General features: G+C 73.7%; 7 protein-coding genes. 3 read left to right on the top strand and 4 right to left on the bottom strand.

The annotated features are described in order from the left end of the window. Positions 1-14 precede the first annotated feature (14 nt). Positions 15-4,985: an NAD-glutamate dehydrogenase gene (locus tag JK356_RS17890; RefSeq protein ID WP_201869379.1), complete on the top strand. Its 4,971-nt coding sequence runs from the start codon at positions 15-17 to the stop codon at positions 4,983-4,985. Positions 4,986-5,086: 101 nt separating this feature from the next. Here the strand turns inward: JK356_RS17890 and JK356_RS17885 are convergent, their stop codons facing one another. From JK356_RS17885 to JK356_RS17870, 4 genes are all read right to left on the bottom strand, one after another. After that, positions 5,087-5,998, bottom strand: a complete 912-nt coding sequence (locus JK356_RS17885; RefSeq protein WP_201869457.1) for a carbohydrate ABC transporter permease — start codon at positions 5,996-5,998, stop codon at positions 5,087-5,089. 11 nt (positions 5,999-6,009) lie between these two features. After that, the gene (locus JK356_RS17880) at positions 6,010-7,308 is read right to left on the bottom strand and encodes a carbohydrate ABC transporter permease (protein WP_201869377.1); all 1,299 of its coding nucleotides are present in this window, start codon (positions 7,306-7,308) and stop codon (positions 6,010-6,012) included. Positions 7,309-7,339: 31 nt separating this feature from the next. Beyond that, positions 7,340-8,704 carry an ABC transporter substrate-binding protein gene (locus JK356_RS17875; protein ID WP_201869376.1) on the bottom strand — a complete coding sequence of 455 codons (1,365 nt, stop codon included), beginning with the start codon at positions 8,702-8,704 and terminating at the stop codon, positions 7,340-7,342. A gap of 245 nt (positions 8,705-8,949) precedes the next feature. Further along, entirely contained in the window at positions 8,950-11,601 is a 2,652-nt protein-coding gene (locus JK356_RS17870; RefSeq protein ID WP_201869455.1) for an FHA domain-containing protein, read from the bottom strand. A 463-nt stretch (positions 11,602-12,064) separates the two neighbouring features. Here JK356_RS17870 and JK356_RS17865 point away from each other — a divergent pair, with 463 nt between their 5' ends. Further along, positions 12,065-13,828 (top strand): serine/threonine-protein kinase, encoded by a 1,764-nt coding sequence (locus tag JK356_RS17865; RefSeq protein WP_201869375.1) that lies wholly within the window; start codon positions 12,065-12,067, stop codon positions 13,826-13,828. A 127-nt stretch (positions 13,829-13,955) separates the two neighbouring features. Next, positions 13,956-15,194 (top strand): serine/threonine-protein kinase, encoded by a 1,239-nt coding sequence (locus JK356_RS17860; protein ID WP_201869374.1) that lies wholly within the window; start codon positions 13,956-13,958, stop codon positions 15,192-15,194. The last annotated feature ends 68 nt before the right edge of the window (positions 15,195-15,262 follow it).

Here is a 15,262-nt window from a genome sequence, read left to right as displayed (position 1 = left end):
AGGAGCCAAAGGAAATGCATACCAAGCAGCTGGACGAAACGAAGGCCACACTCCTGGCAGAGGCAGGCAAAGTAGCGGAGCATGCGCCCGACGGCGGCACGCCCGCGCACGGAATGGACGCCGCCTCGCTGACCGCCTACCTCCAGCGCTACTACCGGTACGTTGCCCCCGAGGACCTCGTGGACCGCCAGGCCGAGGACGTGGCGGGCGCGGCTATCGCCCACCTCTCCCTCGCGGCCAAACGCCCCCAGGGCACGGCCGCGGTCCGCGCCTACACGCCCACGGTCGAGGAGATGGGCTGGACGTGCAGCCACACCGTGGTCGAGGTCGTCACCGATGACATGCCCTTCCTCGTGGACTCGGTGACCAACGAACTCTCCCGGCTCGGGCGCGGCATCCACCTCGTCATCCACCCGCAGGTCGTCGTCCGGCGGGACGTGACGGGACGGCTCCTTGAGGTGCTCGACGCCGGTCGCGACCCCGACGGCGCGGCCGCCCCCGACGACCTGCCGTCCGACGCCGTCATCGAGAGCTGGATCCACGTCGAGACCGACCGCGAGACCGACCACGAGGCCCTGGCCGCCATCGAGACCGGCCTGCGCCGCGTGCTCAGCGATGTCCGCGAGGCGGTCGAGGACTTGCAGAAGATGCGCGGCGCCGCCCTGCGCCTGGCCGACAGCCTCCCCGGCGAGCCGCTGCCCGCCGAGGTGACGCCGCAGGAGACCGAGGAAGCCACCGAGCTGCTCCGCTGGCTCGCCAACGACCACTTCACGTTCCTCGGTTACCGCGAGTACGAGCTGCTCCGGGAGGACGACGGCGGCGCGGGCGACGCGCTGCGGGCCATCCCCGGCACCGGCCTGGGCATCCTGCGCTCCGACCCCAGCCACGGGAAGAACACCGGACACCCCTCGGCCTCCGAGGCGTTCAGCCGGCTGCCCGCCTCCGCGCGCGCCAAGGCCCGCGAGCCGCGGCTGCTGGTGCTGACCAAGGCGAACAGCCGGGCCACCGTGCACCGGCCGTCCTACCTGGACTACATCGGCGTCAAGAAGTTCGACGCCGAGGGCAGGGTCATCGGCGAGCGGCGGTTCCTCGGCCTGTTCTCGGCCACCGCCTACACCGAGTCGGTGCGCCGCGTACCCGTCATCCGCCGCAAGGTCGCCGAGGTGCTCAGCGCGGCCGGGTTCCCGCCCGACAGCCACAGCGGGCGCGACCTGCTGCAGATCCTGGAGACCTACCCGCGCGACGAGCTGTTCCAGACTCCGACGGACACGCTGGGCAGCATCGCCACCGCTGTCCTCCAGCTCCAGGAGCGGCGCAGGCTGCGGCTGTTCCTGCGGCGGGACGAGTACGGACGGTACTACTCCGCGCTGGTGTACCTGCCGCGCGACCGGTACACCACCTCCGTGCGGCTGCGGCTGACCGAAATCCTCACCGAGGAACTGTCCGGCAGCTCGGTCGACTTCACGGCGTGGAACACCGAATCGGTGCTCTCCCGGCTGCACTTCGTCATCCGCGTCGAGCCGGGCACCGAGCTGCCCGAGCTGACCGACGCCGACGCGGAGCGGATCGAGGCGCGTCTCGCCGAAGCATCACGCTCCTGGAGCGACGGCTTCGCCGAGGCCCTGGCCGCCGAGTACGGCGAGGAGCGCGCCGCCGAGCTCAGCCGCCGTTTCTCCGGGGCCTTCCCCGAGGGGTACAAGGCTGACTTCTCGCCGCGCACCGCCGTCGCCGACCTGCGGTTCGTCACCGGGCTCACCCAGGGCGGGGGACCGGAGGGCGAGGGCCGCGACTTCGCGCTGTGCCTGTACGAGCCGGTCGGCGCCAGGCCAGGGGAGCGGCGGTTCAAGATCTACCGCACCGGCGAGCCGGTCTCACTGAGCGCGGTGCTGCCCGTGCTGCACTGCCTGGGCGTCGAGGTCGTGGACGAGCGGCCCTACCTGCTGCGCGCCAGCGACGGCACCACCGCCTGGATCTACGACTTCGGCCTGCGGATCCCCGAGCCGCTGTCGCACAACCTCGGCGGCGACGCCCGCGAGCGGTTCCAGGAAGCCTTCGCCGCCGCCTGGACCGGCGAGGCGGAGAACGACGGCTTCAACGCGCTGGTGCTGTCCGCCGGGCTGACCTGGCGCCAGGCCATGGTGCTGCGTGCCTACGCCCGGTACCTGTGGCAGGCGGGCGCCCGGTTCACGCGCGAGAGCATGGAGGCCACCCTCCGCCGCAACCACCACACCACCCGGCTGCTGGTCAGCCTCTTCGAGGCGCGGCTGTCGCCGCAGCGGCAGGCCGCGGGCCGGGAGCTGACCGATGCGCTGCTCGCCGAGCTCGACGGCGCGCTCGAGGAGGTGGCCAACCTCGACGAGGACCGCATCCTGCGGGCGTTCCTGACGGTCATCAAGGCCACCCTGCGGTGCAACTACTTCCAGACCGACAGCCAGGGCCGGCCCCACTCCTACCTGTCGATCAAGCTAGACCCGCAGGCCATCCCCGACCTTCCCGAGCCGCGTCCGGCGTACGAGATCTGGGTGTACTCGCCGCGCGTGGAGGGCGTGCACCTGCGGTTCGGCAAAGTGGCGCGCGGCGGCCTGCGCTGGTCGGACCGGCGGGAGGACTTCCGCACCGAGATCCTGGGCCTGGTGAAGGCCCAGGAGGTGAAGAACACGGTGATCGTGCCGGTCGGGGCCAAGGGCGGCTTCGTCGGCAAGCGGCTGCCCGACCCGGCCACCGACCGCGACGCGTGGCTGCGCGAGGGCATCGCCTGCTACCGGACGTTCATCTCCGGTCTGCTCGACATCACGGACAACCTGGTCAACGGCGAGGTGGTGCCGCCCGAGGACGTCGTGCGGCACGACGGGGACGACACCTACCTGGTGGTGGCCGCCGACAAGGGCACCGCCACGTTCTCCGACATCGCCAACGAGGTCGCTGCCTCCTACGGCTTCTGGCTGGGCGATGCCTTCGCCTCCGGCGGCTCCGCCGGATACGACCACAAGGGGATGGGCATCACCGCCCGCGGCGCGTGGGAGTCCGTCAAGCGGCACTTCCGGGAGCTCGGGCACGACACCCAGACCCAGGACTTCACGGTCGTCGGCATCGGCGACATGTCCGGTGACGTCTTCGGCAACGGCATGCTGCTGTCGGAGCACATCCGGCTGGTCGCCGCCTTCGACCACCGGCACATCTTCCTGGACCCCGACCCCGACGCGGCGGTCTCCTACGCCGAGCGGCGCCGGCTCTTCGAGCTGCCCCGCTCCTCGTGGGCCGACTACGACCCCAGCCTGATCTCCAAGGGCGGCGGCGTCTACCCGCGCACGGCGAAGTCCATCAGCCTCAGCCCGCAGGTGAAGCAGGCGCTCGGCATCGACCCCGGCGTGACGGTGATGACCCCCGCCGAGCTGATGCGGGCCATCCTCAAGGCCCCCGTCGACCTGCTGTGGAACGGCGGCATCGGCACCTACGTGAAGTCCTCGGCGGAGACCCACGCCGACGTCGGGGACAAGGCCAACGACGCCATCCGCGTCAACGGCCGCGACCTGCGCGCCCGCGTCGTCGGTGAGGGCGGCAACCTGGGGTTCACCCAGCGCGGCCGCATCGAGTACGCCCAGGCCGGCGGCCGGTGCAACACCGACGCCATCGACAACAGCGCCGGCGTCGACACCTCGGACCACGAGGTGAACATCAAGATCCTGCTCAACTCACTGGTCAGCGCGGGTGATCTCACCCTCAAGCAGCGCAACGCGCTGCTGGCCGAGATGACGGACGAGGTCGCCGCCCTCGTCCTGCGGAACAACTACGCCCAGAACACCGCGCTCGCCAACGGGCAGGCCACCGCGCCGGGGCTGATCCTGGCGCACCAGCGCCTGATCCGGCGCCTCACCGAAGAGGGCAGGCTCGACCGGGAGCTGGAGTTCCTCCCCAGCGACGACGAGATCCGCGAGCGGCGCGCCGCCGGCAAGGGGCTGACCCAGCCCGAGCTGTCGGTGCTGCTGGCCTACGTCAAGCTGTCCGTCACCGCGGAGCTGCTGGACACCTCCCTGCCGGACGACCCGTACACCGGGCGGCTGCTGCACGCCTACTTCCCGACCGCGCTGCGGGAGCGCTTCGCCGACCACATCGAGCGGCACGCCCTGCGCCGCGAGATCATCACCACGCTGCTCGTCAACGACACGGTGAACACCGGCGGCTGCTCCTTCCTGCACCGCATGCAGGAGGAGACCGGCGCCTCCACGGAGGAGATCGTCCGCGCGCACACCGCCTCGCGGGAGATCTTCGGGCTCGCCGGCATCTGGGACCGGGCCGAGGGCCTGGACAACAAGGTCGACGCCGCCGTCGTCACCCGGATCAGGCTGCACGCCCGGCGCCTGGTCGAGCGCGGCGCCCGCTGGCTGCTGAACAACCGGCCGCAGCCGCTGGCGCTCGCCGGGACCATCGACCTGTTCGCCGAGCGCGTCGGCCAGGTCTGGCGGGAGCTGCCGAAGCTGCTGCGCGGCAAGGACCTCGAGTGGCACGAGAAGCTGCACGCCGAGCTGGCTGGCAGCGGCGTGCCCGCCGACTTCGCCCTGCGGGTGGCGGGCTTCTCCGCCATCTTCCCCGGCCTGGACATCGTCGCCGTCGCCGACCGCACCGGCCGCGACCTGATGGACGTGGCCGAGGTGTACTACCACCTCAGCGACCAGCTCGGCATCGCGCAGCTCCAGGACCACATCAGCGAGCTGCCGCGGCTGGACCGGTGGCAGTCGATGGCCCGCACGGCGATCCGCGAGGACCTGTACGCGGCGCACCAGCTGCTGACGGCCGACGTGCTGGCGGCGGGCGGGCAGGACACTCCGCCCGAGGAGTGCTTCGCCACGTGGGCCGACCAGCACGCGGCGGTGCTCGGCCGGGCCCGTGCCACGCTCCGGGAGATCCAGTCGTCGGAGTCGTTCGACCTCGCCAACCTCTCGGTGGCCATGCGCACGATGCGCACCCTGCTGCGCAGCAACCGCTGACGGCCGCCACACGCCACGGGGCCGGGGATCCGCGCGGATCCCCGGCCCCTCGCGCTGTCTGGTGCAGGCGCCGTCAGCTCATGCGGCGGCCTGCGCGCGGCTCACTTGACGGCCCCGGACATCACGCCCGCCACGAACTGCCGCTGGAAGGCGAAGAAGATGGCCAGCGGGACCAGCATCGACAGGAACGCGCCCGGACCCAGCACCTCGATGTTGCTGCCGAACTGCCGCATCTGCTGCTGGAGCGCGACCGTCATGGGCGGCGAACTGGCGTCGGCGAAGATCAGGCCGACCAGCATGTCGTTCCACACCCACATGAACTGGAAGATGCCCAGGGCGGCGATCGCGGGCCCGCCCAGCGGCAGCACCACCCGGAAGAACAGCCGGATCTCGCCGGCGCCGTCCAGCCGCGCCGCCTCCAGCAGTTCGCGGGGGATCTCGGCGAAGAAGTTCCGCAGCAGGAAGATGCCGAACGGCAGGCCGAACGCCGTGTGGAACAGCACGACGCCCAGCGTCGTGCCGAAGATCCCCAGCGTCTCGTACAGCCGCGCCACCGGGATCAGCGCCACCTGCACCGGCACCACCAGCAGGCCGACCACCACCACGAACCACCAGTCGCGGCCGGGGAACTCCAGCCAGGCGAAGGCGTACGCGGCGAGTGCGCCGAGCCCGACGACCAGCAGCGTCGCCGGCACCGTGATGGCGACCGTGGACCAGATCGACTCGCGGAAGTCCTCGTTCTGCAGCAGCGCGTCGTAGTTGGCCGTCGTCCACTGACTGGGGTCGGTCAGCGCCTCCCACCAGCCGCTGGACGCGATGTCGCGCGGGTCGCGGAAGGACGACGCCAGCAGCCCGGCCGTGGGCAGCAGCCAGAGCACGCCGACAACGACGAGGAACACCCGCACCAGCCCGCCGGTCGCGATCGAGACGATCCGGGAGGCGAGAGAGGTGCGCGGCGGCGTGCTCGTCGGCGCGGCACCGGACTTGGCCGGCTCCGGCGCCTGGGCGGTCATCGTGGGAGTGGTCACCGCTTGTTCTCCCGTCGCAGCCGTCGGATATTGAGGATCATCACCGGCACCACGAGCAGCAGCAGGAGCACCGCGATCGCGCTGCCCAGGCCCTGGCTGCCGCCGGGCGTGAAGGACTCGACGTACAGCTCGACCGCCAGGACGTTGGCGTCGGCCTGACTGGAGGGCGGTGGAATCACCCACACCAGGTCGAAGATCTTCATCACGTTGATCATCAGCGTCACCAGGACGACGCCCAGCACGGGTGCCAGCAGCGGCACGGTGATGCGGCGGAAGACCTGCCACTCGTTCGCGCCGTCCACGCGGGCCGCCTCCAGCGTCTCCCGCGGCACGCCCGCCAGCCCCGCCGCGATCAGGACCATCGCGAAGCCGGTCCAGATCCACACGTAGGAGCCGATGACCGCAGGGGTGACGAGCGTCGGGCCCAGCCACTCCGCGCCGTTGTACGGGGCCGTGAAGCTGTCGGCCGCCAGCCGCAGCTGCGCCCCGTCGGCCTCCCCGGGAAGCGAGAAGGTGCCGTCCGAGGCCGTGGTGGCGCTCGCCACCACCTCGCCGTCGCGCACCGCCTCCACGGTGATGCCTTCGAGCGCCAGCTCACCGTCGTCCACGGTGTTCTCGGTGCCTTCGCCCCCGGGCAGGAAGTCCCGCCACACCGTGCCCGTCACCTCGCCCGGCTCGGCCGCGGCGGCGCGCGCCGGCTCGGCGTCCTCCAGCTCGGGCTGCGGCACGGCGACCAGCGGCAGCATCACCGGCTCGCCCGCGGTGACCGTCCCGTCCAGCAGGTAGGAGCCGTCCTCCTGCGGGGTGAGCGGCCCGCCGGGGCGGGGCTGCGCGTCCGGCCACGTCGACGAGGGCGAGAAGGTGTCGTGCACGGTGGTCAGCACGGCGTTCGCCAGGCCGCGGTCCGGGTCGTGCTCGTACACGAGGCGGAAGATGATGCCCGCCGCGAGCATCGAGATGGCCATCGGCATGAACACCAGCAGCTTGAACGCGGTCGCCCAGCGTATGCGCTCGGTCAGCACCGCAAATATCAGGCCGAGGCCGGTCGCCACCGCGGGGGCGACGACGATCCATATCAGGGTGTTCCGCAGCGCCGTCCGCGTGTCGTCGAGCCGGAAGATGTCGGCGTAGTTGCCCAGGCCGACGAAGTCACCGCCGTCGGCGCCGAAGAAGCTGCGCCATGCCGTGTAGGCGATCGGGTAGACGACCAGCGCGCCGAGCAGCAGCAGCGCGGGCAGCAGGAAGCACGCGGCCACCCAGGGGCGGGTCCTGATCACCGCCTTGCCGGATGCCATGGGAATTCAGTCTCCGTCCGTCCGTGAAGCGTTACTCGCCGTAGGCCCTGGCCGCCTGGGCCTCCAGGTACCGCTGCGCTCCCTCGACGTCGTCCGGGTTGCGCAGGAAGTTCTGGAGTCCTTGCCACATGCCCTGCCCGGTCGTACCCCCGAAGGCGGCCGGGGTCTGGTCGGACATGTCGAACCGGAAGTCGTTGCCAGCTTCGATCAGCGCGCGGGCGATCTCGCGCTGCACGTCGTTGGGGTAGGCGTCGAACTCCAGGGAGCGGTTCGGGGAGATGTAGCCGCCCGGCTCGGCCCAGATCCGCGCGGCGTCCGGCGTGGCCAGGAAGGCGAGCAGCGCGTTCTGGGCCTCGCTGGCCTCGCCGTTGGGCGCCACGGCCACCGCGGCGTCGCCCGCCGTCACCACCGGGGGCACGTCGCCCACCGACGGGAACGGGAAGACCAGGGCGTCCTCGCCGACCACCGCGTCGGTGGAGCTGGCGATCTCGGCGCCGACGAAGTCGGCCTCGAACACCATCCCCGCCAGCGGGGTTTCCAGGTCGCTGAACGTCTGCGAGACGGAGGTCGGGAAGTCGGTCTGGAGCGCGCCGCCCCGGCCGCCGGCCACCAGCTGCTCCTCGCCGAACAGCTCGCCCAGCGTCCGCAGCGCCTCGGCCACGCTCTCGTGCGTCCACGGGATCTCGTGCGCCGCCAGCCGGTCGTACATCTCGGGGCCGGCCTGGGAAAGGTAGATGTTCTCGAACCAGTCGGTCAGCGGCCAGCCGTCGGCGCCGGCCACGGACACCGGGTCGGTGCCGGACTCCCAGACGGTCCACGCGGTCTGGAGGAAGTCCTCCCAGGTCTCCGGCGCCTCGACCCCCGCGTACTCGAAGGCCGTGACGTTGTACCAGACCAGGGACTTGTTGGCGGCCTTGACGTAGACCCCGTACTGCTCGCCCTCGTAGGAGCCGAGCTCGCGCCAGCCCTCGGCGTAGTTGGCCTCGAGCTGCTCGATCACGATGTCCCCGACGGGGGCGATCCAGCCCTGCTCGGCGAAGTCCCGGACCACGCCCGGCTGGGGCACCATCACGATGTCCGGCGCCGCGCCGCCCTCGATGCGGCTGCCGACGAAGCTGGAGACGTTGTCGCCGGTGGGAACGAAGCTGACCGAGGCGCCTGTCTCCTCCTCGAACGCCTCCATGACGCGCATGAAGTTCTCCTGCTCGGTGCCCGTCCACACGGCGGCCACCTCCAGGCTCTGGCCGCTGAGATCGGGCAGCTCGATGGAGATGTCCCAGTCGGTCTCCTCGCCGCCGCCGTCACCGGAGCACGCCGTCAGCAGCAGCGCGCAGGCGACCCCCGCTATCCCCGCCGCGCGGGCGGCTCGCCGGGATCGCCGGACAGTACCGCGCATGTGCACCCCTCGCCTTAAGGGCCTGTGAACGCGTGGCAGACCCCGCGCGCAGGGCTGCCACGCCGCATGTCCTGAGCTGAACTCCACTGTTCCTATGCCGGCCCCGCCAGGCAGGCAAGGCCGGTTGTCATGTCAACTTCCTTTTGTGATGTTCCTGTTACCCTCGGCGCATAAAGGGGAAATGGTGCGCTCCGACGCGCTTACACCAGACCTTCACATCCGGCGTTCACGCCGGGCGTGCGGGCTCATACCAGGGACGCGGCAGTGGTCCGCCCGGTCTGCGCGGCCCGGCTGGCCGCGCTCGCCAGCAACGCGATGTCCGTCGGCCCGTTCCCCAGCTCGCGCACCGGGCGCCGCGCGGGCGGGTCACCGGCCCGCGCCCAGTCGAGCGGCACCACGGTCGGCCGCAGCGTGGCAGTCCGGGGGATCCGGCCGGTCACCCGGGCCGACTGGAACGGGGTGAGCCTGCCGCCGGCGCGGACGAGCCCGGCCCGCCCCACGGGATCTCCGGCCATGGCGACACGTATGCCCGGACCCTCCAGCGCGCCGCCCGCGGCGATCACGCGGACGCCCAGGCGGTGGCCGTCGCCCGCCGCCGCGTGCAGCGCGCGCACCACGGAGCCCGCGGCCTGCCGCCCCGGGGCTCCCAGCGGCGGCGCCAGCAGGGCGTCGAGGTCGTCGACGAGCACCACGAGCCACGGCAGCGGGCCGCTGCCGGGCGCCAGCACCTCGGGCAGGTCGTCGTCCGGCTGCCGGGGCGCGGCGACCCGCCCCAGGGGCCGGCGCCGCGCGGAGGCGAAGGAGTCCTCACCTATCAGTGCCGCCCGGCGCTTGAGCTCGCCCCGCAGCGCCTGCGCGACAGCGCGCATCCGCACCGGGTCCGTCGCTGGCAGGTGCGTCGCCACGTGCGGCAGTTCCGCGCAGGGCAGCAGCCCGTCGCCTTCCCCCTCTATCAGGAGCACCGACAGGTCCCGCGGACCGCGCGCCGCGGCCAGCGAGGCGGCGAGCGAGCGCAGCAGCTCAGTCCGCCCGGAGGACGGCCCGCCTTCGATCACCACCGGGCCGGGGGCCTGGGCCAGGTCGGCCCCGACCGGGCCCTGCGCCCCGGCGCCGAAGACGACGGGCAGCCCGGTGCCCGCGTTCCAGCGGTCGCGCAGCGTTCCCGGCGTGACGCGCGGCAGCTCCAGCACGTCAAGCAGCCGGCAGCTGGCCGGCAGCGGCCCCGCGCCCGGCGACGCCTGCGCGCCTTCGGTCCCGGCGGCGGGCTCGCGCTGCTCCCTGAGCGGGGCCAGGGCACGCGCCAGCCGCTCCGCCCAGGCGGCGGAGACGGCGTCCACGGTGGCGAGCGGGCCGACGCCGGCGGGACCGGTCAGCCGGACGGCGCTCGCCACGGCGCCGCTGAGCAGGGCCGCCGTGCCGCAGGCGGCGAAGGCGGGAAACGACCGCCGGGCCCGCTCGAGGGTCTCGGCCAGCGGCGAGGCGGGCGTCGCCGGGGGAGTGTCGGCCAGGCACAGCAGGTGGATGCCGTGGGCCGGGCCCTCAGCCGCCAGCCGGGCCAGCGAGTGCCGTGACTCCAGGGCGACCGCGTCGCCGTCGACCAGCACCACCGTGCGCCGCCCGGCAGCCGGGCGCGGCGCGCCGGGCGTGAGCCGTTCGGTCAGCTCCGCGAGGCGGGCGGTGGCCTGGGCGGCGTCGAAGCCGGTCAGCAGGCGGCAGTCCTGCCCGCGGGTCGGCCGCAGGTGCGGCAGCCAGCCGGCCCAGGCCCAGTCCGCGGCCTTGCCGGGGGCGAGCAGCACGAGTTCGAGCGCGCTGGGCGCGTGCAGCGCGGCGAGCTGGGCGAGCGCGCAGCGGGCGAGGCCGAGCAGCTGGCGCCGGGGCCCGGCCAGGCCGAGGGAGCCGGTGTCGGCCAGGCTCACCGTCACCGGGGCGAGCCGCCCGTCAGGCCGGTGCACCGTGCCCAGGCGGAGCGGCAGCGCCTGCGGGCCCGAGGCGCGGCGGGACCACAGACCCGGCGCGCCCTCGGGAGCCGCCGCCGCGTCCAGGGCGGTCAGCAGCAGCGTGGCCGGATCCGGCCAGCGGCCGTCGTCCTCGGCCGTCGGCCGCGAGGGCGCGGGCGGCGCCGCCGGCACGGCCTCGCGGCCGACGGCGGCGCTGAGGAACCCGCCCGTGTGCGTGGTCTCGGCGGCGCGCCGCCTCGCCCAGCCGACCAGGCCCCTGACCGGCCGCTTCGTGCCGTCCGGCCGCGACTCCCCGGGCGGCGGCGCGGTCGCGGCGGGCCCGGGCGGCTCCGGGGCGCTGGTGCTGCCGGTGCGCTCGGGGGTGGTGGTCAGCACCCGCAGCGCCGACTCGCCCACGCGCAGCACCGCGCCTGGCGGGACCGGCACGGGGCCGCCCTGGACCGGAAGCCCGTCCACCAGCGTGCCGTTGGTCGAGCCGAGGTCGGTGACGGTGACGGAGCCGTCGGCGGCCAGCGACAGGGCGCAGTGGACCCGGGAGACGTCCGGGTCGTCGAGCGGCACGTCGGCGTCGGCGGACCGGCCGATCCGTACCTCGGTGCCCCCGCCGCGCAGCAGGTGCACCCCGCCGGCGTCGGGCCCCGCGACCACCAGCAGCGTGCCGCCGACGGGGTCGGGGGCGGGCGCGGCGGCCGGGCGGCTGAAGGCCAGCACCGCGCCGTCCACCAGGGGGGCGTGGCCCAGCCGGGCCCGGCGCGGGTCGAGCCGCTGCTGTTCGCAGTACACCGGGCCGGCCCCGCCGGAGGTGAAGGCCGCGGCGTTCGCCAGCGGCCGGAGGACATCGGCGAGCGGCGTGTCCGGGGGCGCGGTGATCAGCACGTCCGTGCCGCCGCCCGCCGCGCGGCCGGGAGGCGGCGCGAGAACGGTCACCCTGATCTGGATCGGCATCGGCCCTCCCGGTCACCTCTCCCCAGCCCAGGTGCGCGGCCCCGCCCACCGCGGGTCGCGGTGAACGCCCCACGTGACTGGCGCTGTCGCTGTCGCATCGGATGGTGATGCTGAAAGCATCCTCGCACCCGCCACTGACACTCCGCCGCGTGAGTGACGGGCAATGATCTTGATTGGCCACATCTGACCGGAACTGATCGCTCCGGCTGAGGGCGCACGCCTCACGGTGTCCTCACGGCACCCTCACCGCGGCCGCACACGGCCGCACCCGGTCCCCGCCCTGCGGAGTGCACGGGAACCGGCAGGCTCGGTGCCGCCGCGGGCGTCGCCCTATGCTCTCCACGGCGCTCACCGTAGCCCGGTCGGGCGCCATTACAGTAAGGGATTCGGGGCTGGGTCACGGTGCGCGGCGTACCGCGGAAGGCTCCGGGGAACACCGTCGAACCAGGGAGCACACGTGCGGCCGGTAGGCAGCAAGTACCTGCTTGAAGAGCCGCTCGGGCGCGGCGCCACCGGCACGGTCTGGCGCGGGCGCCAGCGGGAGACCGCCGGGGAGGAAGCGGCGGTTCCGGGCGAGCCGGGCGAACTCGTCGCCATCAAGGTCCTCAAGGAAGAGCTGGCGCACGACCCCGATGTCGTCATGCGCTTCCTGCGGGAGCGGTCGGTGCTGCTGCGCCTGACCGCCGACAGCCCCTCCAACATCGTCCGCACCCGCGACCTGGTGGTCGAGGGCGACCTGATCGCCCTGGTCATGGACCTGATCGACGGCCCCGACCTCCACCGCTACCTGCGCGACAACGGCCCGCTCACGCCCGTCGGAGCCGCCCTGATGACCGCGCAGATCGCCGACGCGCTGGCCACCGCCCACGCCAAGGGCATCGTCCACCGCGATCTCAAGCCCGCCAACGTCCTGGTCGCGGGCGGCTCCGACCCGGCCGGCGCGGCCCAGCTCCGCCCCATGCTGACCGACTTCGGCATCGCGCGGCTGGCCGACAGCCCCGGCGTCACCCGCGCCCACGAGTTCGTGGGCACGCCCTCGTACGTTGCGCCCGAGTCCGCCGAGGGCCGCGAGCAGACCTCGGCCGTCGACATCTACGGCGCCGGCATCCTGCTGTACGAACTGCTCACCGGCCACCCGCCCTTCAGCGGCGCGAGCACGATGGAGATCCTGCGCCGGCACATGACGGAGCAGCCGCCGCGCCCGCCGGGCATCGCCGAGCCGCTGTGGACCGTCATCGACGCCTGTCTGCGCAAGAATCCGGGCGACCGGCCCAGCGCCGCCAGCCTGGCGCGCGCCCTGCGCGCGGTGGCCGCCGGCCTCGGCCCCGACGCCACCAGCGAGCAGCGGCTCGCCGCCGCCGACGTCGGTTCCCTGCTCACCCCCGACACCAATCCCGTGATGGTGGCGGGCGGGTCGATGAGCCCGCCCGGCGCCGCCGAGCCCACCCAGGCCCTGCCGGGCGGCTCCGCGCCGGCCGGCGCCGACCCGGCGGCCCCCACCGCGGTCATGCCCAGCTCCGGCGCGCCCGGGCCCGGCGGCCCTGGCCAGCCGGGACGGTCCGATGGCCTCGACGCCACGCGCGCCATGCCGCCGCAGGCACCGGCGCCCGACGAGCCGCACCCGTGGGAGGAGCAGCTCCGCGCCGCCCGTGACCGGAATGAGCCGACCCAGGTCCAGCCCGTCGACCCGGCGCAGGACCCGCTCTACCGGCAGCCGCAGCGCACGCCCCGGCGCCCTCCGCAGCGCAGGCCGCAGCGGCAGGCGCCCCCGCCGCCGCAGCAGCCGGGGCCCGCCGGCTACCCCTACCCCCCGCCGCAGCAGCAGTACCCGCAGCCGCAGCCGTACCAGGCTCCCCAGCCGTATCAGGCTCCCCAGCCGTATCAGGCTCCCCAGCCGCCCCAGGTGCCCCAGCCTCCGCAGGGGTCCCGCCGGCAGCGGGAGCCGCGCGAGCCGCGCCGCCGCTCGTCGAGCCCCATGCGCATTCCGGGCCTCGGCTGCCTCAAGGGCTGCCTGGTGGTGATCCTGCTGCTGGTCCTGATCGTCGTGCTGATCTGGAATTTCACGCCGGTCCCGGAGTGGGTCGCCAATGGCCGGGATTTCTGGGAAACCATGAGCGACTGGTTCGACAACGTCCGCGAGTGGCTCGGCCTCATCGAGGAGGCGCAGCAGACCGGCGAGGAGATCCAGGAGAACATTCCCGGCGGCGAATCCGGCGGCTAATGACGCCGGTTACCTCGGGGATTTATCGACTTCTGCGAAAGGTTTTCCGGCTCAGGACCGCAGCAAACCGGGGCACAGCGGGCGCAGCCCTCCGGCGGCGCCCGCTGCGCCGTCGTAGCCTCACGCCATGGCACGCAACATCGGCAGCCGCTATACCGCACACCGGGTCCTCGGGCGTGGCAGCGCCGGGACGGTGTGGCTGGGCGAGGGCCCCGAGGGGCACGTCGCCATCAAGGTGCTCCGCGAGGACCTCGCCAGCGACCGCGACCTCGCCGAGCGGTTCGCGCACGAGCGCCACGCCCTCCTCGGCCTGGAGCATCCGAACATCGTCGGCGTCCGTGACCTGGTCATCGGCGGCCCCGACGGCCAGGACATCGCCCTGGTGATGGACCTCGTGCGCGGCCCTGACCTGCGCACGCACCTGCGGACCGAGCGCCGGCTGGCCCCCCGCGAGGCGGTCGCGATCACCGCGGGCATCGCCAGCGGCCTGGCCGTGGCGCACGCCGCCGGGATCGTGCACCGGGACGTCAAGCCCGAGAACATCCTGCTCGACACCTCCGGCGAGACCACGGTCCCGCTGCTGACCGACTTCGGCGTCGCCAAGCTCATCGACGAGCCCCGCCACGGTTCCACCGGCGGCATCGTCGGCACCCCCGACTACATGGCGCCGGAGATCGTCGAGGGCCTGCCGCCGCGGGCCGCCGTCGACATCTACGCCCTGGTCACGGTCCTGTACGAACTGCTCGCCGGCTTCACGCCGTTCGGCGGCGGCCACCCCGGCGCCGTGCTGCGCCGCCAGGTCACCGAGACGGCGGCGGAGCTGCCGGGCATCCCCCGCGAGCTGTCCGAGCTGATCCAGCAGTGCCTGGCCAAGGCGCCCGCCTCCCGGCTGCGCGCCGCCGAGCTCGCCTCCCGGCTCCGCGAGCTGCTGCCCGCCCTGGAAGGGCTGCCGCCCCTCGACATCGGCGATCCCGAGCCCGCCGAGGCAGCCGAGCCCGTGGCCGAGCCGGCCCTGGCGGCGCACGTCGCCGAGCCGGGCGCCGCGGACCGTGCCGCCGTGCCCCTCGTGCCCGGTGCCGCACCGGACTCCGAGCGCTCCACCCACACCCGGATGCGGGTCCCGGACGCCGATGAGCTGGCGGGCGGCGCCCACGGCACCGCACGGGCCCCCCGCGCCGCCGGCGTCCCGCGGGCCGGGTCCGCGCGCCACGGCGCCCTCGCGCGCCGCCGCCGGCGCCTGGCCGTGACGGTGGCCGGGATCGTGGGAGCCGGGGCGATCGGCGGCTGGCTCCTCTTCGGCGGCGGCGACGACGGGGACGGTGGCGGCGGCACGACGACCGGTGTCTCGGAGGGCGCCCAGGAGTGACCGGCGGGGACGGACGGGCGAGGGGCACACACGGGACCTCGCCCGCCGTCCCAGCGGTTAGGCTGGAG

This window comes from Streptomyces sp. 7-21 (genome assembly GCF_016741785.1).
Lineage (GTDB): Bacteria > Actinomycetota > Actinomycetes > Streptomycetales > Streptomycetaceae > Streptomyces.
This window is presented reverse-complemented; position numbering and strand designations above follow the sequence as displayed.